Consider the following 17,958-nt stretch of genomic DNA (forward strand, 5'->3'; position numbering starts at 1 on the left):
TCAGTGCAGCACGCGCGGCATGTTGAGCTTGAAAGGCGCGATCTCGCTATCGAACTGCGTGCCGTCTTCTGCCGTGATGTGGTAAAAGCCGCGCATCTCGCCCACGGGCGTGTTCAGCATGGTCCCGCTGGTATATTGAAAGCGCTCGCCAGGCTGGAGCAGGGGTTGCTGGCCGATCACGCCCAGGCCGCGCACTTCCTGCGTCTTGCCGGCGGCATCGGTGATGATCCAGTGGCGGCTGATCAATTGCGCCGCCACGTTTCCGGTATTCTCGATATGGACCGTATAGGTGAACACGTAGCGGTTTTGCTCCACGTCGGACTGGTCAGGCACAAACGCTGTCTCCACCTTCACTGAAAATGCATAGCGCTTGGTCATCTGTCTTCCTTGTCCTGGCCCGGCTTATCCAATCAGGCCGGTGGTTGGCGAGCTGGGCGATGCGGAATAAAGCTTGCGCGGCATGCGGCCTGCCAGGAAAGCCTCGCGGCCCGCCTCTATCGCCTTCTTCATCGCGCCCGCCATCAGCACTGGGTCTTTCGCCGCGGCAATCGCGGTGTTCATGAGCACGCCCTGGCAGCCCAGCTCCATCGCGATCGCGGCATCGGAGGCCGTACCCACCCCGGCATCGACCAGCACCGGGATCTTGGCGTTCTCGATGATGATCTGCAGGTTCCACGGGTTCAATATGCCCATGCCGGAACCGATCAGCGACGCCAGCGGCATCACCGCGGCACAGCCCATGTCTTCGAGCTGCTTGGCGATAATGGGATCGTCCGAACAGTAGACCATGACGTCGAAGCCGTCCTTGATCAGCGTTTCCGCCGCCTTGATGGTTTCCAGCATGTTCGGGTACAGGGTATTGGGGTCGCCCAGCACCTCGAGCTTGACCAGCTTGTGGCCGTCGAGCAGCTCGCGCGCGAGGCGCAAGGTGCGCACGGCGTCATCCGCGCTGTAACAGCCCGCAGTGTTCGGCAGGTAGGTGAATTCTTCCGGCGGCAAGTATTCCAGCAATGAAGGCTCGCCCGCATTCTGGCCGATATTGGTGCGGCGGATCGCCACCGTGATGATTTCGGCGCCGCTGGCATCGATGGCCGCCCTGGTCTGCTCGAAATCCTTGTATTTGCCCGTACCCACCAACAGGCGCGAGTTGTAGCTCTTGCCTGCAATATTCAATGTATCCATTCAACCGCCTCCTACTGCGCCCACGATTTCAAGTTTGTCGTCACTGTCGAGCACCGCCTCGGCAAAACTGCCGCGCGGCACGATTTCACCGTTGCGCTCGATGGCAAGGCGCTTTCCGGCGAGTCCCAGCTTTTCTACCAGCTCTCCCACCGTCAGGCGCTCAACATCGAACTGTCGTGGATTTCCGTTGATGGTCAGATGAATCAATTGATACTACCCTAATGAATTTACCCAAAGTGAAATGAACGATTTAGAGACAGGCAGGAACCGCTGCCGATAGAGCGACATTTTACGTAGGTTCATGGGCAATTAGCAAACCAGGGATATGGGATGATATTTGAAATGCTTGAATAACAAGCCATTTACCCTGCTGCTCTCAACATTGCAGCCGAATAACCGATAGTAAGATAGAAGCATGGGCAAATGCCCGCAACAGCCCTGCTTGACTGGACATGCCGTGCCATATAGGCTTCGGCAGATTATACAGGGTGAACACTACGAGAATAAGACTAGGCAGAGAAATTGTCATATCAGCCATCCGCACATTCACAGGCATTGTTCAAGGCCGGCCTAGCTGCCGAGGCTGAGCACAACTACCTGGATGCCCTGTCGAAATACACCGCCTCGCTCGAGGCCGGGAGCGGACAACTCCAGACCTGGCTCAAGATCGGCAACCTGTTCCTGCGCACCATGAAATACCAGCAGGCCGCGGAAACCATGGAGTTCGTGCTGGGCATGGAGCCACAGAATATCGAAGCGATCTACGGGCTGGCTATTGCCTATTTCTACCTGGGCCGCCACGAGGAAGCCTGCGCCTTCATCGACCATGCGGTGGAAACGCAGCCGGACAACAATACCTATGCGCTGGATCGCGCCAATATCCATTCGCTCGCCAAGCCCGATCCGGCCCGCAAACGCCAGCTCTATGAAGAATGGGGTCGGCGTTTTGCCGACCCGCTGGGCAAGAACCCCATCGCGTTCGGCCATGACCGCGCGCCCGACCGCGTGCTGCGTATCGGTTATGTCTCCGGCGACTTGCGCGACCACGCGGTGGCTTATTTCATGGAGCCGGTATTCGCCCATCACGATCCAGAGCAGGTAGAGGTTTTCGTCTACGCCACCAGCAACCAGCCGGATGCCGTCACGGACAGGCTGAAAAAGCTGGTGCCGCACTGGCATGATGTCTCCAGACTCAACGACCAGGCGCTCCATGCCCTGATCCGCAAGCACCAGATCGATATCCTGGTCGACCTTTCCGGTCATACCCAGGGCCACCGCCTGTTCGTCTTTGCCCGCCGCGCGGCCCCGGTGCAGGTCACATGGCTGGGTTACGTCGGCGGCACGCTGGGCATGCAGGGCATGGACTACCGCCTCACCGACTGGGGCATGGACCCGGTAGGCAACGAACAGTTCTACGTGGAAAAGCTGTTCCGCCTGAACTGCATGGCCAGCTACATCCCGCCCGCCGACGCGCCGCTAGAGCCGTCACCTCCCATGCTGCAAGGCAACCCGCCCACGCTGGCCTCGCTCAACAGCTCGCGCAAACTCACCGATGCCGCCCTGCTGGTGTGGAAACGCATTCTCGAGGCCCGTCCCGATGCGCAGCTGCTCATCCACGTGCAGGAGCAAAGCGTAGAAGACGCCGTCAACACCATAGAACCCAGGCTGATCAGGCTAGGGCTGCCGCTGGAGCGCATCATCGTCTCGCCCATGGTGCCCATGGCCGAATTCATGACGCGCGGCCAGATTGTGGATGTCGCGCTCGACAGCTTCCCGGTGTCCGGCGGCACCACCACCTTGCATACCTTGTGGATGGGCTTGCCCGTCGTCGCCATGGATGCCACCGATGCGGTGTCCGCCTCCACTGCAGCCACGCTGAAAGGATTGGGACTGCACGACTGGGTTGCGCGCGATGAGGATGAATATATTGCCAAGGTGCTGCACTTGCTCGACCATCCTGAGCTGTTGACTGAACAACGCGCCAGGGCGCGCCGGCTGATGCAGTCATCCGCGCTCATGGACTATGCCGGCCGTTGCCGCGAGCTGGAAACCGCGTACCGCCAGCTCTGGATCAATTACTTGCTCGGGCGCCCCAAGTTCCTCAGGGTGGGCGCCACGTATTCGGAAGACCTTCATCAACTACGCAACGCCTATGACCAGAAGCAAGGGCAACCCATATGAGCCAGCATGCCGCCATCCCGCTATTGACCCCGCTATTGCCTGACCGGGAGGCGCTCGCTCCATACCTGGCCAAGCTGGACCAAAACCGGCACTACTCCAATTTCGGCCCGCTCAACAACGCACTGGAAGCCCGGCTGGCCGGCATGTTCGAAGAACACGGCGCCTATCCGCTGCATGTCACCACCACCAGCAGCGCCACGCTCGGGCTGGAGCTGGCGCTTAGCAGCCTCGACCTGCCGGCCGGCAGCAAGGTCATTGTGCCGGCGCTGACTTTCGTCGCCTCGCTGACCGCCATCATCCGCGCAGGGTATATCCCGGTCATCGCCGACATCGATGCGCAAAGCTGGCTGCTGACGCCGGAAATCGCCACAGAAGCCGCCATACAGACCGGGGCGCGTGCCGTGCTGGCCGTCGCGGCATTCGGCCAACCCCAGGATACCAGGCATTGGAGCAACTTCCAGCGCAAATCCGGCATCCATGTCGTAATCGATGCTGCAGGCGCATTCGGCAGCCAGTGGGTGGAAGCGCCAGATATTCCGGTCGTCTACAGCATGCACGCCACCAAATCGCTCGCAGCGGGCGAGGGCGGGCTGGTCGTCAGCGGCAACAGCGTCATCAACGCCCATATCCGCCAGCTCAGCAATTTCGGCATCAACCTGGACTCGAACGCCGGCTTCCCGGTCGGACATCTTTCGTTTGTAGGCAGCAACGCCAAGCTGTCCGAATACCATGCCGCCGTCGCCCATGCCAGCCTGGACCAATGGGACGCGCAAGCCAGGCTCAGGCAGGACATTTACCGCGCTTATCGCCAGGCGTTGGAAGACGCCTGCGGGGACCTGCTGCAATGGCAGGGCGGCATCACGCTGGCCGCGCCGACGATTTTCTGCCTGCGCATGGCCGCAGAAGCGCGCGACCGGCTGGAAACAATCTGCCGGCAACGGCAAATCGCCACCCGGCGCTGGTACCAGCCGCTGCTGCACCAGCATGCCGCGAAAGTGGCCCCCATCATCAAGCAGCCGACGCCTGTGGCGGAAGCCGTGGCGTCAGGCCTGATCGGCCTGCCGTTTTCACCGTTCCTGACCGGTGAAGACATTGCCCGCGTCACCAAGGCGGCCAGCCTGGCCACGGCCAGCTTAACTTTAACTCATCAAGCCTAGAACTCATCAACCCTAGCGAGAACGACCATGGACAACATCGAAACCTTCATTGAGAAATTCATTACCGCCGTCGACTTCCAGGAAACCGTCGAGATTAATCCCGACACCAGGCTTGCAGACTTGCCGGAGTGGGATTCGCTCGCGGCGCTGGGCGTGATCGTCATGTTCGACATGGAATACGGCAAAACCATCACCGGCGAACACCTGAAACAAGCCTCTACCGTGCAAGACCTCTATCAACTACTTGCCTGAGATCGATATGGCTACCTCCACGCTCAACAACGTACGCTTCGCAGGCATGGCGACCTGCGTGCCCAAGCATGTGGTCCACAATGTGCATGACGTGCCGCCGCACCTGCGTTCAGAGCGTGAGCGCCTGGTACGCAACATCGGCATAGAAACCCGCCGCGTCTGCCCGGACTGGCAATGTTTTTCCGACCTGGCATACGATGCCGCGGACAAGCTGCTGAACGACCTGCAATGGTCGCGCGAGGAGATCGGCGCGTTGATCGTCGTCACCCAGTCTCCCGACTACCTGGTGCCGGCCACCGCCATCATTCTGCAGGACCGGCTGGGCCTGGCGCACTCCACGATCGCATTCGACGTCAACCTGGGCTGTTCGGCCTATCCATTCGCCTTGCAGATCCTGGGCAGCATGATCGCATCGGGCGCGATCAAGAAGGGATTGGTGCTGCTTGGCGACCGTTCCAGCTATAAGCATAAAGACCCGCTGAAGGACCCGCTGTTTTCCGACGCCGGCACAGCCACCGCCCTGGAATACCAGGAAGGCGCGCCGCCCATGCACTTTGACCTCAACAGCGACGGCAGCGGTTACAAGGCGATCATCGTCCCGGTCGGCGGGCACAGAAACCCGTTCCAGCTCGAGCATGGCATCGCCCGCAAGGGAGACGACGGCTTCTGGCGCTCGGACCTGGACCTGATCCTCGACGGCCCGGCCGTAATCAGCTTCTCGACGCAGCGCGTGCCGCCGATGGTGGAGAACCTGCTGGGCTATTCCGGCATTGCCAAGGATGACATTGACTATTTCATCTTCCACCAGGCCAACCGCATGATCAATGAAACCATCCGCAAGAAACTGGGCCTGCCTGAAGAAAAAGTCCCTTCCACCTTGCGCGAGTTCGGCAACACCAGCGGCGCTTCGCTGCCTGTCACCGTAACCGCCCGCTTGCGCGATGCATTGGCTGCCGGCAAGAAACGCCTGCTGTTCTGCGGCTTTGGCGTAGGCCTGTCCTGGGGCGGCGCGATCGTGGACGTGGAAAATGCCGTGTTCCCCGAACTGATCATTTCATGAGCGTAGCGCAGGACCCATTCTCTCTCTGTGGCAAGCGCGTGCTGGTGACCGGCGCATCTTCCGGCATTGGCAGGCAAATCGCCATCACCTGCTCGCAAATGGGCGCCGAAGTGGTGATCACCGGGCGCAACCCGGAGCGCCTGCAGGCGACCGCGACATCGTTGCAGGGCACAGGGCATGGCGCCATCCCTGCGGATATATCGCAGCAGGAAGGCATTGACCTGCTCGCGGAGCAGGCCGGGGTATTGGATGGCGTCGTGCATGCCGCGGGGATCTCCAAACTGGTGCCTTTCCGGCTCATCAATAAAAGCCACCTGGCCGAAATCTTCGACAGCAATACCTTTGCCCCGTTGCTGCTGACCAAGGGGCTGCTTGCCAAGAGGCGCATCGCCCGGCACGGTTCCATTCTCTTCATTTCGGCCCTGGCCTCCCACAGCGGTGCCATTGCCACGGGCGCCTATGCCGCCAGCAAATCCGCGTTGCTGGGCGCGATGCGCACATTGGCCATCGAAACTGCGAAACAAGGCATCCGCGCCAATTGCATTGCGCCAGGCTATGTACGCACCCCCATGCTGGACGGCCTGGCAGAGGGAGGCGCGAACATGGATGAGCTGATCGCCCGCACCCCGCTCGGCATAGGCGAACCGGAGGACGTGTCCTATGCCGCCGTGTTCTACCTCTCGGACGCCAGCCGGCACATTTCCCGCCACTACGCTTTCGTGGACGGCGGATTGAGCATACCGCTGGATATTCACGCATGACGTCGCAGGCAAAGGCATTCTCGCTGCAGGGAAAAACCATCCTGGTGAACGGCATGGCGTCGGGTGTGGGACTGGCAATTACGCAGGCGTGCGAGCAGCGTGGCGCCGACATCCTGGCAACATTCCAGCCAGGCCGGCAACTTCACGGCCTGGTGCATTGCGTGGACCAGCAGTTCGAATGCCCGGTAGCGGACTTGAGCGAATCCGACCTCATGCAGGTATTGCAGTCCAACCTGATCCAGCCCGTCATGCTGACGCAACGAGTGCTGCAGGCAGGAAGCCTGGCGCCCAATGCATCCATCGTGTTCCTGCTCTCCGCCGCCGCCCATCAAGGCGCCAAGGGGCAGGGCGCCTATGCGGCAAGCAAGGCGGCGTTGTCCGGCCTGATCAAGTGCCTGGCCCTGGAGCAGGCTGCCCACGGCATCCGCGTCAACGGAATTTCCCCTGCCGCCCATGAAGCGCTCTGGCTGGATGTAGCCAACGGCGTTATTTTCCTGCTTTCCGACGCGAGCCGCTGGATCACTGGAACCAGCTTGCCGGTTAACGGAGCAGGGACGGAACTGGCTTCATGAAAAAGCTTTACATCATTGGCGCAGGCGGCTGGGGCAGGGAAGTATTGATCCTGCTGCGGGACCATGCGGACTGCGGCTCGGCATGGGACATTGCCGGCTTTCTCGATACGCGTCCCCATATGCTGGACGACACCGGTTGCGATGTCGGCATCGTAGGCGACCCGCTGACGCATCTGCCCAAAGAAGACGAGCTATTCGTATGCGCCGTCGGCCTGCCCAATGGACGGCAGTCCTTCGCGCAGCCTATCCTGGAAAAGGGCGGCAGGTTCTTCACGTTGCATGACGCCCCCCTGGGCTGGATCAGCGTACGGGTGCAGATCGGCCTGGGCGCCATCCTCTCGCACCGCGTGCAGGTCAGCCCCGATGTGCAGATCGGCGATTTCGCCAACATCCACAGCGGCAGCATCGTCAGCCATGACGTGCGCATAGGTGATTATGCCCAGATCGGCGCCATGGTGTTCCTCGGCGGCGGAGCGCAGATCGGCCACAAGGCGATCATCTATCCCCATGCCACCATCACGCCGGGCATCAAGGTGGGCGAGGGCGCCACGGTGGGCGCAGGGGCGGTGGTGATCAAGGACGTGCCGCCGGACGCCACCGTGTTCGGCAATCCGGCAAAAGTCATTTTCTAGCTGCAGGCCGGACAGGAAAAGACTGATGCAATCGCGCATGCACCCGAAATACTACTTGTCGCAGGAAATCTTCGACCGCGAACAGGCCAAGATTTTCCGCAAGGTCTGGTTGTTTGCCGGCCTGGCGTCATTGGTGTCCGAAAACAACAGTTATCTGACCCGCAAGATTGCCGGCGTTCCCGTCGTGATCCAGAACTTCAAGGGCGAGCTCAAGGCATTCGAGAATATCTGCCTGCACCGCAGCGCGCCGCTGCAGCAAGGGTTCTGCGGGCGCCGCGCACTGGTCTGCCCCTATCATGCCTGGAGCTACGACAGCAGCGGCGCCGTGAGGCAGATTCCCGATTGCGACGCGCTCTACCGCTTCAGCGACGAAGAAAGGCAATCGCTCAAACTGCGCGAGTTTGCCCTGCAACAGGTCGGCTCGCTGCTGTTCATCAACCTCAGCAGTGATCCCATGCCGCTGGAGGCCCAGTTCTCGGACAAGTTCATCAAGCTGCTGGAAGACAGTTCCAAGCAGTACGACACCGAGGTCATGTTCACGACCTGGCATGCCAGCTTCAACTGGAAACTGGTGTACGAGAACCTGCGCGACCTCAACCATGTCCGCTATGTCCATCCCAGAAGCCTGGGCCAGGCCTTGAAATTCCAGAAGCATGCAAGCGACATCTTCATCGACGAGGCGGCAGGCCCGCTCACGGACTTGTCGCCGACAGGCCTGCGTACGGAAATGCGCCGTTTCAGCCAGGCGGGAGCGGAAGATGCCGAATATGCGCAAACGCGCCATTACGCCTGGATGGACATGGTAGAGCCGTGGCGGGGGGCCGATGGCTATTACAATTGGCTGGCGTACCCCAACCTGCATATTGCCAGCGGCACGGGCGGGTACTCGTTCTCCATCGAGAACCATATCCCGCTATCCCCAAGCAAGACGGACGTCGAAATCTATTACCTCACCGCCAAAAAGAAGCAGCCTTATGCCACCTCGCATCAAGTGCTGCTTTCGCACATGCACTACAGCAAGAAGGTGGTCGGGGAGGATATCGCGATACTGGAAGCCGTGCAGTCTGCGCTGCACCCCGATGCGCCCATGCCCAGCCAAGGCGCCTATGAGACCCAGAACCGCCTGGTCGAGCGCTGGTACACCACGCTGATGGAGACCGGTCATGAAATCTAGATGGGTGATCGGCGGCGGGGATTACCTGGATCTCGCGTTCCATGCCTGGAAGCAGGCCAGCCCGGATGAGCATGTGCAGAAGATCGAGGTTGCGCAAGGCGAGGAGGATGAGCTCAATCTCGCCGTCTTCGAGCAATTGGACCCGGAAACCGGGGATGCCTTCATTGCCTTCGACGACCGCTTCGGCAACTTCAAGCGCATGGAATTGTTCCGCGCCGCGCTTGAGCGCGGCTTCGCCATGGCCCCATTCATCAGCGCCAGCGCCGACGTAGCAGGGGATGCGGCCATCGGCAGGAACGTATTCGTCGGCCCTCGCGCCGTGATCGGCCACGGCTGCAAGGTGGAATACAACAGCGTGGTCCATGCCGGCGCGCAGCTCGGCGCCAACAGCCACCTGCGCTCATCCGTGTGGATAGAGCCAGGGGTACAGATCGGCAGCGGGGTCAAGGTAGGCGCGCATGCCATCGTCCGCACCGGCGCCATCGTGCACAGCAACATCAGGATAGGCAAGTCGGCGGAGCTGGGCTGGCCGCAAATCTACAATACCGACATCGCGGATAAGACCGTATACGATATTCGTTACGATGAGCCGATATACGTCTACAACCATTCGCCATCACAGACATGACCAGCCCAGCCGCCCAACCACTAATTTCCGTGATCATCCTGGATTCCCAGGACTCAAGGTTTCTGTCGCAGGCGATCGATTCCGTACGGTCACAAGGTATAGACGGCCTTGAACTGATCATCGGAGATGATATCCAGCAGGCCGCTGGACAGTACCTCGCCTTTCTCGAGGCTGATGGCGCATTCGATCCGGGCGCCTTGCGGGCACGGCTCGAATATCTGCAAACGCATCCTGAAACTTCCCTGGTCCATGGCCCGGTCAGGCTGATCGACATGGACGGCAGCGATTTGGGCGCAGCCATCGTGCGCCCCAAGGCCGTCGGGTTCGATGCCGCCGTGAACCCGGTTCACCTCAGCGGGGTGATGGGCAAGAGCGAACTGTTCCGCGGACTTTCCTTGTCCCGGGATGCAGCCCTTGGCTGGCACCGGGGCTGGCTGCTGTTTGCCCAGGTATTGAGCAGTGGAGCGACTTCAGAGTACGTCGAGCACGGCGGCGCCCAACACAGGGTTTGCCGAACGCCGACCGTGGATGCAGAGCTACAGCGCCACGAAACCGCATTGCGGGACGTACTGGGCTGGATATATGCATTTGCACGTACAGCAGCCACACCGGGGCTCAGGCAGCCTCCCATCCAGGTGGCAAGACGCTTGCGCGAGTTCTCGCTGTTCATTTGGTGCCTGGTGAGCAACAACACCGGCATGTGCCGGTCCATGATGGAGAGCGCAGGCCTGGTGGCATTCCTCAATACCTGGATGGTGAGCTCCATCAAGGACGAAATCTATTTGCAGGCAGCACGCCACTACCTCGTCAATTTGAGAAAACAGCCCGACAGGCTGGCGCAACACGCCAAAGAAGCCATCGTGCACAATGCCATCTCGTTGGGGCTGCAAGATAAAGCCCCTTCCGTGCTATTGGCTGCCTGCGAATGCCTGGACATCCCCTATCCCCAGGATAAAGCGGCAGCATATACCGATGCCCTGGCCATGACAGTCTCGCGGCGGGATGACGCCCGTCCCTTTATGCTGCTTACCTCTTTTCGTGCCGCTGGCACTGCGGAAGAAATACGGAATTACGTTGCCATCCTGCTGGAAAACGGCCAAAACCAGCTGATAGACCATGTGCATGTCCTGCTCGAAGGCCCGCTGACAACGCTGGAGGCGCAGTTGCAACCGCTACAGGTACAGGCGCTTCGTTCCCTGCTGGAGCATGGCAAGCTGACCTTCTTCCCCATCCATGCGCGGCCGCATTATCAAACGCTGTTTGATTATGCAAACTCCTTGGGCGAAGTCACGATCGCCGTTATCAACGCCGACATCCTCTTGCCTGCACAGGCTGTGCAGGCCCTGCAGGCGGGCCGCCATGCCGACGGCTATCCGGTATATGCGCTGACGCGCTGGAACCGGACAGCGGCTGGTGATTTCCTGCAGGGCCTGCAAGCGCACCCGCCCTGGCCGCAATGGCCGCCGGAAGCCCGCAACTATTTTGAAAAGCATTGCCTGTCTTATGACAGCTACGTATTCGACACGCCGCTGTCAGTGTCTCCGGAACTGGCCTCCGTATCAATCGCCACCTACGGTTGCGATACGGCTATTGCCGCCATCCTGCGCACGGCAGGCTACAAGGTCAGGAATCCATGCCTGTCCATCCTCACCCGGCACATAGACGAGAAAATGCGCGATTATGCCGGCGCCACAGGCCAAAAAGACCTGGCCACCAATGTCGAGGCCTTCTCGCGTGCGATCTTGCGCCATTATGCCCAGCACCCGGCATACGCCGACAGCCTGCGCCAAACCTCGGCCTTGGATGTTAAGACGGCATGGCTGGGCGGTCCCGGCAATGCGGATGTCATGCACACCATGTTCCTGAACCTGGGGGCCACGCCCTGGACAAAGCTGGGTAATTACCCGCCTTTTTCCGCAATTACACTCAAGATCACGCATGGTAATCTCGACAGTGTTGCAGCAGAACTGGCCCGGATACCAGGAGCCATCGAGCAGAATATTTTTATCATTTGGGAGCTGTACGGATTTCCTCATGAGGGAGGGCATATTGCAGACCTGTTGGTCAACCACAGCCGGTTTGAAGCCATCGGTTACCCGCTGTTCCGTTATCAATGGCAGGCCATGGCGCATCGGGACATCGCTACTGGACAGGCGCAGCGGGTGCTGGATGACTTGCGCCGGATGATTGCCGAGATATTGAGCCAATCATCAGGTTTGCTTTCTTCCGAATCACTATGACCGTCAAGCTTCCATTACCGTGATGAACGCCTCCCTGCGCATCCCGTTGCAAATGCTCGGCCAGTCCGGCTGCCGGTTGGCATTTCCCGGATGTACGGTCTATGTCGACCCTTACCTGTCGAACTCGGTCCAGGAACTGGACGGGCCAGGCCTCGACCGCTTGCTGCCCATCCCCATGCAGCCGGAGGATGTACGGGATGCCGACTGGGTGCTGATCACGCACGAGCATATCGACCACTGCGACCCGCATACGCTGCCCAAGCTGGCAGCAGCCTCCCCGCAGGCCTGCTTCGTCGGCCCCGCACCCGTGCTGCAACTGCTTGCAACATGGGGAATTGCGCAGGAGCGCCTGCTTCCGGCCAAGGAATGCTGGCAGACACTGCATAGCACAAGCCTGCGCGTCCATGCGGTTCCGGCGGCGCATCCCGAGCTGTTGCGCGATGCCGGGGGCGACCCGGTGTGCGTGGGTTATGTGCTCGAATTCGGCGGGCAAAAAATCTATCTTGCAGGAGATACGTCCGCCAAACAGGAAATCATCGATGCATTGCTTGCGCTCGGTCCCATCCATACCGCCTTCCTGCCGGTCAACGAACACAACTTTTTCCGCGGCAGGCGCGGCATCATCGGCAATATGTCGGTCCGCGAAGCCTTCCAGCTTGCTCAGGAAATCGGCGTCAGGCAGGTAGTGGCCGTGCATTGGGACATGTTCTCCGTCAACTCGGTCGATCCCGACGAAATCCGCCTGCTGCACCAGAAACTGAACCCGGGGTTCGCGCTATTGCTGCGCCCCACCAGCATCCACCTGGGCGATATCCGTGCCAGCATCATCATCCGCACCCTGAACGAGGCCCGCCACCTGGAAACCCTGCTGCAAAGCATTTCCCGCCAGCAGGCCGACTGGGGGCATGAAGTGATCCTGGTGGACTCCGGTTCCACCGACGGCACGCTGCAGATCGCGGAACGCCACGGCTGCCGCATCCTGCATATTTCGCGGCAGGAGTTTTCTTTCGGGCGCTCGTTGAATCGCGGATGCGAGGCTGCCGAGGGCGAGGTGCTGGTCATCGTCAGCGGGCACTGCGTCCCTGCGGATACGCATTGGCTGCAACATCTCTGCCGCCCAGTCCTCGAACAGCAGGCGGAATATGCCTATGGCAGGCAATTGGGCGGAGATGGCAGCCACTTCAGCGAAAAACGCATATTTTGCAAGTACTTCCCTGAACGCTCCGCCGTTCCGCAAAGCGGCTTCTTCTGCAACAATGCCAATGCCGCACTGTCGCGCCAGGCTTGGCAAAAATACCGCTTCAATGAAGAACTGACCGGGCTGGAGGATATGGAGCTGGCCCAAAGGCTGGTGCGCGACGGCGGCCGGGTGGGATATGTCGCCGAGGCGGCGGTCTACCATTACCATGACGAAAGCTGGCCGCAAATACGGAGAAGGTTCGAGCGCGAAGCGATTGCATTGCAGAAAATCATGCCGCAACTGCACGTCAGCCTGTCCGATACCATGCGCTACATCCTCAGCAGCTTCCTCAAGGACATGCGGCAAGCCTGGCGCGACGGGCACAAGGCCAGTATGCTGGGTGTGTTCCGCTACCGGCTCAACCAGTACTGGGGCGCATACAAGGGCAACCACGAACACCGGCGCATGTCCCGTGCCGAAAAAGAAAAATACTTTTATCCTCAATAATTTTTGTACGAGTGAATAACATGAGCAATCCCAAGCCACGTGTCGTTGCGTTGTTGCCGATGAAGGCCAACAGCGTGCGCGTTGCCGGCAAGAACTTCCGGGACTTCTGCGGCAAGCCGCTGTTCCGCTGGATCCTGGACACCCTGCTGTCGGTCGAGGAGATTGACGAAATCATCATCAATACCGACGCGCGGCATATCCTCGCCGAAAATGGCCTAGCTGAAAGCGGAAAGGTGAAAATCCGCGACCGCAAGCCGGAAATCTGCGGCGACCTGGTCAGCATGAACCTGATCCTCGCCGACGACATCGACAACGTGCCCGCTGACATCTATCTCATGACGCACACCACCAACCCATTGATGTCGGCCGACACGATACGCAAGGCCCTGGCCGCCTACCAGACCAGCCTGGCAGCGGGGGAGGCGGATTCGCTGTTCACCGTCGACAAGGTCCAGACGCGCTTCTACCGCGCGGACGCCAGCGCGGTCAACCACGACCCGGACAACCTGATCCGCACCCAGGATCTGGAACCGTGGTTCGAGGAGAATTCCAACCTGTACCTGTTTACGCGGGACAGTTTCGCCAGGACCAAGGCGCGCATCGGCAAACAGCCGATGATGTACGAGGGGCCGCGCATCGAGTCCATCGATATCGACGACCAGGACGACTGGGACTTAGCGGTGATCGCGGCCAGCTACCTGCAACAGCAGAAAGCAGGTGGACAATGAAGATCCTGGTGACCTGCCCGCCGATGCTGGGGATGATAGATGCCTTCCGTCCGCATTTCGCGAAGTACGGCGTGGAACTGACCGCGGCCAAGGTGGTGCAGACCTTGTCGGTGGAGGAATTGAAGGATATCGTGCCGCGGCACGACGGCTGGATTATCGGCGACGACCCCGCCACGCGCGAAGTATTCATGGCAGGCAAGGCCGGCAAGCTCAAGGCCGCCGTCAAGTGGGGCATAGGCGTGGACAACGTGGACTTCGCCGCCTGCCAGGAACTGGGCATCCCTATCACCAACACGCCCAATATGTTCGGCGGCGAAGTCGCCGACATCGCCGTGGGCTATGTGATCGCACTGGCGCGCGAGACGTTCCAGACCGATGCTGCCGTCCGGCAGGGCGGCTGGCCTAAGCCGCGCGGCATATCGCTCGCAGGCAAAACCGTGGCCCTTGCCGGTTTCGGCGATATCGGCAGCAACACGGCTCGACGCTTATTGGCCGCGGACATGAAAGTGATTGCTTACGACCCGGCGGCGCCAGACGTGCCGGGGCTTGGGACAGTGCAGCGCGCGGCCTGGCCAGACCGTCTGAACGAAGCCGACTTCATCGTGGTCACATGCGCACTGACCTCTAGCAGCCGTCATATGCTCAACGCGGTCACGCTGGCCAAGGCAAAGGATGGCGTCAGGGTGGTGAACGTCGGTCGCGGCCCCATCATCGACGAAGCCGCGCTGGCAGCCGCGCTGCAATCCGGCAAGGTCTACTCCGCGGCACTGGATGTGTTCGAGGTCGAGCCGTTGCCGGCTGAGTCCCCGCTACGCGCCCATCCGCGCTGCATTTTCGGCTCGCATAACGCCTCCAACACCGCCGACGCGGTAGTGCGCACCAGCGAAATCGCCATCGACAGGCTGATGGGCCTCCTGGGAGCTACGGCTAAATGAGCGCCGCGCCGCGCCGCCATACGCTCATCACCGGCGCGGCCGGCGGCATAGGCCGCGCGCTGGTGGAGGCCTTTCATGCCGAAGGCTACGGCATCATTGCCACCGACATCGGCAACAGGCCGGAATGGCTGCCTCAAGCCGCCATATGGCTGGCTGCCGACCTGGCAAGACTGGCCAGGGAGCATACATATGCAGATGCGTTCGTGACGGAAGTACGCAAGGCGTTGCAACAATCCCCGCTGGACGCCCTGGTGAATAACGCAGCGGTTCAGATCCTTGCCGATACCGGCGAACTGGATCTTGCTGATTGGCAGACGACGCTGGACGTCAACCTGACCGCCCCATTCCTGCTGGTGAAAAGCCTCCTGCCCGAACTGGAGGCGGCGCAAGGCGCTGTCGTCAACATCAGCAGCATCCATGCGGCGCAAACCAAGAAACGCTTCGTGGCCTACGCCACCAGCAAGGCGGCGTTGAGCGGCATGACGCGCGCGCTGGCGGTGGAACTGGGCGACCGCATCCGCGTCAACGCCATCGAGCCAGCGGCGATCGACACCGCCATGCTGAGGGAGGGCTTCAGCAACGACCCCGAGGGTTTCGCGCAACTGCAAGCCTACCACCCTGCTGGCCGCATCGGCCAGCAAGCCGAAGTCGCGAGGCTGGCCCTGATGCTGTGCAGCAATGCGCTGCCTTTTGCCAACGGTAGCTGTGTAGCCCTCGATGGCGGCATACGCGGCAGGCTGCATGACCCGGATTGAGAGAACCGCCCATGACCGTGACGAATATTATATGCCTGCCTGACCTGTTCAAGAGCCAGCTGGCACGCCAGAACGGCATGTTCGACCTGGTGCGGGAGCCCATCCTGCAAGGATGCGGTATCGATATTGGCCATCCGCCCGCCATCAGGAAAAAATCGTCCTCCCTGCTGGCGGGGTTCGATCTTGAGCAATTCCTCGCCCTGGCGGCGGAGGCTCGGCATGAGCCGCGGCGCTCGCCATGGACCGCTCCCCGTGCGGCAACGGATTACCTGTTCTCCTTCATACCGGAAAATACGCTGGTGCTGTCGGCGGACATGCCGCCTTGGTTGTCGCAAGCATGCGAGGAGCGGGAGTACGGCTTCATGGACGTCACGATGTCGCCATTACGTTTTGCGCGCGACCTGTACATCGCGATACGCTGTTCGGATGAGGGCGTCTTCCAGAAAATCGCCACGCATGCGGTCAAGCGGGAAGAATTAAGGCTCGAGGCCGCAGCATTGGCTGCCAACGTGCGCATGCACCAGGCCTTGTTGGAGGAGGAGGGCAGTTTCCACTTCGACGACCTCGACGGCAGTCTGATCTATATCGGCCAATCGCCTTTCGAAACCTCCCTGCAGACGCCGGACGGGCATATCCTGGGTTGCGACGATTTTGCCGAACGACTGAACGCCTTGTGCCAGGGACGGCGCCTGCTTTACAAGAGTCATTCCCCCGTGGCGGACTTTGCGCAGCAGGAGCGTGCCGCGCTGGCGCGCATCGCCGGCCAGCCGGTTGGCCTGTGCCAGCAAAGCGCCTACCAGATACTTTCCTCGCCTGCGGACTTGGCATTGACCGGAATTTCCGCGGACATACTGCAAGAGGCGGCCTGGTTCGACAAACGCTCGCACATGCTCCACCAGCCTGCCGTGCCGCTGGCCGGGCAAGGCGGTTTTTCCTCCACGGCCTACCAGCAGGTGCATTTCAAGGATTTCCTTTCCCCCGCGTTCTGGCACCAGGTGCTGGCTCCCGGACGCCAGGCGCCGGCCGTGGCGGAGATTCCCGCCTTGGCGCACCACCACGCGCGGGAAACGCTGGATCAGTGGGGAGACTACTCCGCCGTCATGACGTGGGGCAGGACCCTGCCGTACGAATCCTTCCTGCGCTCGGGCGGCCTCAGCCTGATCCAGCGTGTGGAGTCCCTGGAAGAATCCGCCTCCGCACGTCAGGCGGCAACCGGGGAAAACGGCTTCTGCAATAGCAAAAAGCTGGTCGTGCTGGGCAATGGGCCTTCGCTGAAGGGCCTGGACCTGCGCTCGCTCGCCGGCGCGGATACCTTGGGCATGAACGCGGCCTACCGCCATTGGGAGCGCATCGGCTGGTATCCCGATCATTACGTCTGCCTGGATGACCAGTTGATCGAGACGCATGCCGGCGCGATTCATGACATGATCGTCGCGGGCAAGGTGAAAACGGCGTTCCTGATTGCCAAGATATTGAATGACTACCCTGACCTGCGCGGCCGGGAAAACGTCTTTTTCCTGGAAAGCTTCAAGAATTCATCGCGCAAGAGCGCCTATCTGCGTGGATTGAAAATCCAGTCCTCGGTGCCGTTCAAGGGCACCGGCTACCTGGAGCATACGACAGGCGCCTTCGCCGTGCGTTACGGCGCCCACCTGGGCTATGCGGACATCGCCATCCTGGGGGTGGATCTGCGCTACGTGGAAGTCCTGCCCGAAGCCAGACACGCAGGGGAGATCAAGCTCGTCATGACCGACACGCCAAAGCACAATCCCAATTACTTCTTTGACGACTACCAGCGCGCAGGCGACAAATACAACATCCCCAACCCCGGCTGGAACCTGCACGTCAGCGCATTCAGGCGGGTTGCCGCAGACCGCGATGCCTATCGCTGGACGACGCGCATCGTCAATTCCAACCCGCAATCCGTGTTGTTCGATGAGTCTGTTTTCCCGTTTGTCGCCATTGAAGAGTTTCTGGAGGAATGAATGAGCTGCTCGATTGATGCAGGATTGTC

General features: G+C 60.7%; 18 protein-coding genes. 15 read left to right on the forward strand and 3 right to left on the reverse strand.

The window, feature by feature from the left end:
* From apaG to thiS, 3 genes are read right to left on the reverse strand one after another with little or no spacing between them, the layout of a single operon-like run.
* Window positions 1-378, reverse strand: a complete 378-nt coding sequence (gene apaG, locus ACWXTG_RS10305) for a Co2+/Mg2+ efflux protein ApaG (RefSeq protein WP_480219837.1) — start codon at window positions 376-378, stop codon at window positions 1-3.
* A gap of 24 nt (window positions 379-402) precedes the next feature.
* Complete coding sequence (locus tag ACWXTG_RS10310; protein WP_309565887.1) at window positions 403-1,182, reverse strand: thiazole synthase; 780 nt, start codon at window positions 1,180-1,182, stop codon at window positions 403-405.
* Window positions 1,183-1,389 carry a sulfur carrier protein ThiS gene (gene thiS / locus ACWXTG_RS10315; RefSeq protein WP_309565888.1) on the reverse strand — a complete coding sequence of 69 codons (207 nt, stop codon included), beginning with the start codon at window positions 1,387-1,389 and terminating at the stop codon, window positions 1,183-1,185.
* Between the two features lie 315 nt (window positions 1,390-1,704).
* Here thiS and ACWXTG_RS10320 point away from each other — a divergent pair, with 315 nt between their 5' ends.
* From ACWXTG_RS10320 to ACWXTG_RS10390, 15 genes are read left to right on the forward strand one after another with little or no spacing between them, the layout of a single operon-like run.
* Window positions 1,705-3,363, forward strand: coding sequence for an O-linked N-acetylglucosamine transferase, SPINDLY family protein (locus ACWXTG_RS10320; RefSeq protein ID WP_407993405.1), 1,659 nt, complete (start codon window positions 1,705-1,707; stop codon window positions 3,361-3,363).
* Window positions 3,360-4,520 (forward strand): DegT/DnrJ/EryC1/StrS family aminotransferase, encoded by a 1,161-nt coding sequence (locus ACWXTG_RS10325; protein WP_480219838.1) that lies wholly within the window; start codon window positions 3,360-3,362, stop codon window positions 4,518-4,520. The genes ACWXTG_RS10320 and ACWXTG_RS10325 overlap by 4 nt, the downstream gene beginning before the upstream one ends.
* Window positions 4,521-4,547: 27 nt before the next feature.
* Complete coding sequence (locus ACWXTG_RS10330; RefSeq protein ID WP_480219839.1) at window positions 4,548-4,772, forward strand: acyl carrier protein; 225 nt, start codon at window positions 4,548-4,550, stop codon at window positions 4,770-4,772.
* Window positions 4,773-4,779: 7 nt separating this feature from the next.
* Window positions 4,780-5,832, forward strand: coding sequence for a ketoacyl-ACP synthase III (locus ACWXTG_RS10335; protein ID WP_480219840.1), 1,053 nt, complete (start codon window positions 4,780-4,782; stop codon window positions 5,830-5,832).
* A complete protein-coding gene (locus tag ACWXTG_RS10340; RefSeq protein ID WP_480219841.1) occupies window positions 5,829-6,593 on the forward strand; it encodes an SDR family NAD(P)-dependent oxidoreductase in 765 nt (254 codons plus the stop codon). The genes ACWXTG_RS10335 and ACWXTG_RS10340 overlap by 4 nt, the downstream gene beginning before the upstream one ends.
* Window positions 6,590-7,165: an SDR family NAD(P)-dependent oxidoreductase gene (locus ACWXTG_RS10345; protein ID WP_480219842.1), complete on the forward strand. Its 576-nt coding sequence runs from the start codon at window positions 6,590-6,592 to the stop codon at window positions 7,163-7,165. The genes ACWXTG_RS10340 and ACWXTG_RS10345 overlap by 4 nt, the downstream gene beginning before the upstream one ends.
* Window positions 7,162-7,797 (forward strand): acetyltransferase, encoded by a 636-nt coding sequence (locus ACWXTG_RS10350; RefSeq protein ID WP_480219843.1) that lies wholly within the window; start codon window positions 7,162-7,164, stop codon window positions 7,795-7,797. The genes ACWXTG_RS10345 and ACWXTG_RS10350 overlap by 4 nt, the downstream gene beginning before the upstream one ends.
* A gap of 25 nt (window positions 7,798-7,822) precedes the next feature.
* Window positions 7,823-8,971: an aromatic ring-hydroxylating oxygenase subunit alpha gene (locus tag ACWXTG_RS10355; RefSeq protein ID WP_480219844.1), complete on the forward strand. Its 1,149-nt coding sequence runs from the start codon at window positions 7,823-7,825 to the stop codon at window positions 8,969-8,971.
* Window positions 8,961-9,599, forward strand: a complete 639-nt coding sequence (locus ACWXTG_RS10360) for a DapH/DapD/GlmU-related protein (protein ID WP_480219845.1) — start codon at window positions 8,961-8,963, stop codon at window positions 9,597-9,599. Before ACWXTG_RS10355 ends, ACWXTG_RS10360 begins: the two co-directional genes overlap by 11 nt.
* Window positions 9,596-11,839: a glycosyltransferase family protein gene (locus tag ACWXTG_RS10365; RefSeq protein WP_480219846.1), complete on the forward strand. Its 2,244-nt coding sequence runs from the start codon at window positions 9,596-9,598 to the stop codon at window positions 11,837-11,839. Before ACWXTG_RS10360 ends, ACWXTG_RS10365 begins: the two co-directional genes overlap by 4 nt.
* Before the next feature lie 22 nt (window positions 11,840-11,861).
* On the forward strand, window positions 11,862-13,526 hold the full coding sequence (locus ACWXTG_RS10370) for an MBL fold metallo-hydrolase (RefSeq protein ID WP_480221228.1): 1,665 nt from the start codon (window positions 11,862-11,864) through the stop codon (window positions 13,524-13,526).
* Window positions 13,527-13,546: 20 nt separating this feature from the next.
* Window positions 13,547-14,254, forward strand: coding sequence for an acylneuraminate cytidylyltransferase family protein (locus ACWXTG_RS10375; RefSeq protein WP_480219847.1), 708 nt, complete (start codon window positions 13,547-13,549; stop codon window positions 14,252-14,254).
* Window positions 14,251-15,189 carry a phosphoglycerate dehydrogenase gene (locus ACWXTG_RS10380; RefSeq protein ID WP_480219848.1) on the forward strand — a complete coding sequence of 313 codons (939 nt, stop codon included), beginning with the start codon at window positions 14,251-14,253 and terminating at the stop codon, window positions 15,187-15,189. The genes ACWXTG_RS10375 and ACWXTG_RS10380 overlap by 4 nt, the downstream gene beginning before the upstream one ends.
* Window positions 15,186-15,944, forward strand: coding sequence for an SDR family NAD(P)-dependent oxidoreductase (locus ACWXTG_RS10385; protein ID WP_480219849.1), 759 nt, complete (start codon window positions 15,186-15,188; stop codon window positions 15,942-15,944). Before ACWXTG_RS10380 ends, ACWXTG_RS10385 begins: the two co-directional genes overlap by 4 nt.
* 11 nt (window positions 15,945-15,955) lie before the next feature.
* A complete protein-coding gene (locus ACWXTG_RS10390; RefSeq protein WP_480219850.1) occupies window positions 15,956-17,929 on the forward strand; it encodes a hypothetical protein in 1,974 nt (657 codons plus the stop codon).
* Window positions 17,930-17,958 lie beyond the last annotated feature (29 nt).

It is taken from the genome of Methylobacillus sp. DLP286, from assembly GCF_056636515.1.

What these genes read in the sequence shown, in the direction of transcription:
- apaG (WP_480219837.1), bottom strand. Translation starts at nt 378, where the DNA reads ATGACCAAGCGCTATGCATTTTCAGTGAAGGTGGAGACAGCGTTTGTG.
- ACWXTG_RS10310 (WP_309565887.1), bottom strand. Translation starts at nt 1,182, where the DNA reads ATGGATACATTGAATATTGCAGGCAAGAGCTACAACTCGCGCCTGTTG.
- ACWXTG_RS10325 (WP_480219838.1), top strand. Translation starts at nt 3,360, where the DNA reads ATGAGCCAGCATGCCGCCATCCCGCTATTGACCCCGCTATTGCCTGAC.
- ACWXTG_RS10330 (WP_480219839.1), top strand. Translation starts at nt 4,548, where the DNA reads ATGGACAACATCGAAACCTTCATTGAGAAATTCATTACCGCCGTCGAC.
- ACWXTG_RS10335 (WP_480219840.1), top strand. Translation starts at nt 4,780, where the DNA reads ATGGCTACCTCCACGCTCAACAACGTACGCTTCGCAGGCATGGCGACC.
- ACWXTG_RS10340 (WP_480219841.1), top strand. Translation starts at nt 5,829, where the DNA reads ATGAGCGTAGCGCAGGACCCATTCTCTCTCTGTGGCAAGCGCGTGCTG.
- ACWXTG_RS10345 (WP_480219842.1), top strand. Translation starts at nt 6,590, where the DNA reads ATGACGTCGCAGGCAAAGGCATTCTCGCTGCAGGGAAAAACCATCCTG.
- ACWXTG_RS10350 (WP_480219843.1), top strand. Translation starts at nt 7,162, where the DNA reads ATGAAAAAGCTTTACATCATTGGCGCAGGCGGCTGGGGCAGGGAAGTA.
- ACWXTG_RS10355 (WP_480219844.1), top strand. Translation starts at nt 7,823, where the DNA reads ATGCAATCGCGCATGCACCCGAAATACTACTTGTCGCAGGAAATCTTC.
- ACWXTG_RS10360 (WP_480219845.1), top strand. Translation starts at nt 8,961, where the DNA reads ATGAAATCTAGATGGGTGATCGGCGGCGGGGATTACCTGGATCTCGCG.
- ACWXTG_RS10365 (WP_480219846.1), top strand. Translation starts at nt 9,596, where the DNA reads ATGACCAGCCCAGCCGCCCAACCACTAATTTCCGTGATCATCCTGGAT.
- ACWXTG_RS10370 (WP_480221228.1), top strand. Translation starts at nt 11,862, where the DNA reads ATGAACGCCTCCCTGCGCATCCCGTTGCAAATGCTCGGCCAGTCCGGC.
- ACWXTG_RS10375 (WP_480219847.1), top strand. Translation starts at nt 13,547, where the DNA reads ATGAGCAATCCCAAGCCACGTGTCGTTGCGTTGTTGCCGATGAAGGCC.
- ACWXTG_RS10380 (WP_480219848.1), top strand. Translation starts at nt 14,251, where the DNA reads ATGAAGATCCTGGTGACCTGCCCGCCGATGCTGGGGATGATAGATGCC.
- ACWXTG_RS10385 (WP_480219849.1), top strand. Translation starts at nt 15,186, where the DNA reads ATGAGCGCCGCGCCGCGCCGCCATACGCTCATCACCGGCGCGGCCGGC.
- ACWXTG_RS10390 (WP_480219850.1), top strand. Translation starts at nt 15,956, where the DNA reads ATGACCGTGACGAATATTATATGCCTGCCTGACCTGTTCAAGAGCCAG.